Annotated in this window: 3 protein-coding genes; 1 reads left to right on the top strand and 2 read right to left on the bottom strand. The window is 43.9% G+C overall.

Translation table 11 applies throughout. The annotated features are described in order from the left end of the window. Positions 1-551 precede the first annotated feature (551 nt). Both VMW01_04100 and VMW01_04095 read right to left on the bottom strand, forming a co-directional pair. Positions 552-1853, bottom strand: coding sequence for a type II toxin-antitoxin system HipA family toxin (locus VMW01_04100; GenBank protein HUW05422.1), 1302 nt, complete (start codon positions 1851-1853; stop codon positions 552-554). After that, positions 1847-2191 (bottom strand): helix-turn-helix transcriptional regulator, encoded by a 345-nt coding sequence (locus VMW01_04095; protein ID HUW05421.1) that lies wholly within the window; start codon positions 2189-2191, stop codon positions 1847-1849. The genes VMW01_04100 and VMW01_04095 overlap by 7 nt, the downstream gene beginning before the upstream one ends. Positions 2192-2404: 213 nt before the next feature. On the opposite strand from VMW01_04095, the gene VMW01_04090 reads away from it, so the two are divergent. Further along, positions 2405-2845, top strand: a complete 441-nt coding sequence (locus VMW01_04090) for a carboxypeptidase regulatory-like domain-containing protein (GenBank protein HUW05420.1) — start codon at positions 2405-2407, stop codon at positions 2843-2845. Positions 2846-3239: the final 394 nt, after the last annotated feature.

Here is a 3239-nt window from a genome sequence, read left to right as displayed (position 1 = left end):
ATTGCAGGCACTTTCAGTTTCTATAAATCTCAATCTTTGTATGAATGAGTTTCTTGTTTGTTCTGTTTTCTTTTGTGCTCTTATTTGTGAATTTTATTCACTCAATAAACCTATGGATTTTTCAATCCATAGTGGTTTAGTCTTATTTCTTAATAGAATCAAAGGCGCAAGGCTCCGTAGGAGCCAAACGTTGGTAGTATATTGTATGAAGGCGTGTTGGCACTCCGTAGGTGTGCAACAAATTCTCTAGCCCTGCAATTCACGATGAATAGTTGCGTAGCCTAGGGCGCTGGTCTACGAACCTTCGCCATTGAACCACATAGCCCACGGTTTCAACCGTGAGATTATAGGGCACCTTTATCAAGTGCAAACCGTTTTAACGGTTTATGTAGTATGCAAACTCATATTGAAAGGCTCCGTATGTGTTGCCCAGGTAGGTGAGCACGGACGAGGATGGCCGCGCCAACTTCTCATTTTATGTCCGGGCGAGCAGGCTAGCGGAGTATTCCTGATCGACTATTTTTAACCGTTTTGCTAATGTCTTTCTTTATTTACAAGGTGTTGAGATTCTCATTTATGCTAAATGCTAAATCGTTACGCACACTTGCCTTATCTGCATAACCTATCCATTCCTTCACCACCGCGTTTATGTGATCAACGATTATTTCACCTTTTTTGATGTTGTTTTCCTTTGCTATCTTCAATAAATCATCCCTTGTAATATGTAGCCTTTTGCCGTTTACACTGAGAGTTTGTTGGCTTACCCAATGATTAGTTGGGTCAAAGGAGAAACAGAGGTCATAAGCTGGAGCAAGCTCCCATTTTTCTCCCTGCTTCATTCTAAATGAGAAGTTTTTGGTGTGGTCATCGTAGTTGGTGGCTAAAACATTAAAAACCATTCTTCTGAACATTTGCTCTGCCTGGGGATAGCTCAGGCGTAGCATGCGCATCGTTTGAAAGAGCTGCTCGTAGCTGTACCCAAACATGTCGTTAAAATCGTAATGCTGCAGACCGCAAAGTGTTTGGATATGATGCTTCGAATTGCCATCCCTATCAAAACGCTTTGTTATAAAATGAACTCTTCCGTTTTCTTCCATCAACTTACAATCGCTCATTTCTATACCACAATCAGTTGCCATCAGGTAATAGGCATACTCTACGCGACCCCAACCGCTACTTTCTCCCAGCTGCTCATCGCTTACACCATCTAGCTTTATCAGCCAGTGCTCAAATCCTTGAGGAACGTTTCCTTGCCCTGACCGTACTTCTCCAGTTTTTGAGTTGTACGCAATAACAGCCTTTGGTCTAGCTCCTCCGGCAGAGGTACCTATCCTAAGAATCTCCCTCATAGCCTGCGCTTCTTCTTTGCTCAGGTTTGTTAAAAAGGACTCCCTTGCGTTGAGCATTTTTTTTGCAACATCTACCAAGGCATCTACCTCAACAGAAAAGCTTCTTTTTCCCGATTTAGCCTGAGCGGGCTCGAATTCTAAGGCTCCCATTCCCCTTGTGCCAATAAAACACAATTTTTCTACAGGGTTCATGCTATTCTCCGATCTTCCTTGTTGCGCTAGCCATGTGTTGATCAGTTTATTGCCGTATTTATCCGGCAGGGCATCCGATAGCAAACCAGGTAAACCTTTGAAGGTATTTTCTGTTTCGTTTCTTCCTTTCCTGAGCTCGGGAAAGCTATAAATGCGGGAGCCCTCAGCAATTGGCATTTTAAGAGGGGACAAATCCCAACCTTTTTGAATGAACTTAGGATCGTACTGAAAACTGCCCAGCTGCTGCTCTTCATCCCAACGAACAGCGCCAACCAGGTTCCCCCATATTTTTATTTCAGCTACATCTACCATCCTACGTCCTCTTTATTTGGGCTGTTTTTACCTCTAGCTCGTTGCTTCTGTTGTCTCTTGAGCTTGGCGTATTCCAACGGACTAACTTCATTGGATACCTCAAAATCATTTAATACGTAAAGAATGTCTAAGGCGCGTAATATTTGAACCAAGCTGGTTAAGGTTATGGATTCACCCTTTTCTACCTGACTAATGGTCCACCTATTTAACCCTGCCAGCTCCGCCAGCTGATGTTGGGTTTTGTTTTGTTGCAGGCGGATATGCTTGAGGTAGCTTCCCACTTGATGCACAATAGCCACATCTGACATCTCAACCCAATTTATGTTAGTATTTCCCATCGTTAAGTGAAAAAGTTGTAATTAATGTTGGTAATTGCCATCAAAGATAATATATATTAACCTAATTACAAAACAAGAATGTTTGTAAATACCAACAATAATGCTTTAATACGGTAATAATGCTTGTAAATACCAACAAAATATTGAAAAACAATTAATAATTAACCATTGGCATCTAAATTATTAAAACAGCCCACTAGAGCATAGTATGGTTTGCAGCAACGTCGGGTTGATGCGGCGGCCAGCAGCAATGCTACCAAGCTGCTGGCTACCCTGCTTAAAACGCTGGCAACTAGCTGGGATAAGATTGATACCCTTGTGGAGATGGTGCGCATGAGCGAACCTAACTTTTACAACGAATACCAAAAGGTGCGCAAGGTGATTGAAAAGGGTACCGGCTCGCTGCCTTTAAAGATAAAGACCACCAACGCCCAAACGGGCGAACCGGAGGCCAACGTAACCCTAACGCTGGTTGATGGGCAGGAGAAGATTGTGAAGAAAACCGCGGAGGGCGGCGGTAGCTACTACAAGAGCCTTGCCGATGGAAGCTATACGGTTACGGCCTCCAAGCCGGGCTTTAACAATATTACCAAAACTGTTAGCGTGGTTAACGGCGAGCTGACGGTTGTGGAAATTTTGATGGAAAAGGCGTAGATGCCGTTTTTTGGGTTACACTTGAATGGGGAATCCTGCTTCGGCAGGGTTCCTTTTTGCAGTATGGATGTAAGATTACTTTTGGTTGCTGCTGCAATGCGCTCTTGCCCAGCTTGGCATATGGGCCGGAGGTATACCAGCCCCCTAGCTGGCCCATGCTGCCGCTTTGCGATTTATGGTGGGCAGCGGTAGTTACCTCTTTTAGGCTGGGTGCTAAGGTTTATGTGTATTACACTGGTAGGCGGGCACGGACGAGGACGTCCGCGTATTCTAAGATAAAAGCAAGTAAATTTAAAAAATTATGCAGCAAACTTGAAGGTGTCTACGTATGGCGTCCTCCGGTTGACTACTGCAAAAATCCTTGCCAGCAGCTTATTCCGCACGATGTTTATGG

The sequence above is a fragment of the Williamwhitmania sp. genome (genome assembly GCA_035529935.1).
In the GTDB taxonomy this organism is placed as follows: domain Bacteria; phylum Bacteroidota; class Bacteroidia; order Bacteroidales; family Williamwhitmaniaceae; genus Williamwhitmania.
This window is presented reverse-complemented; position numbering and strand designations above follow the sequence as displayed.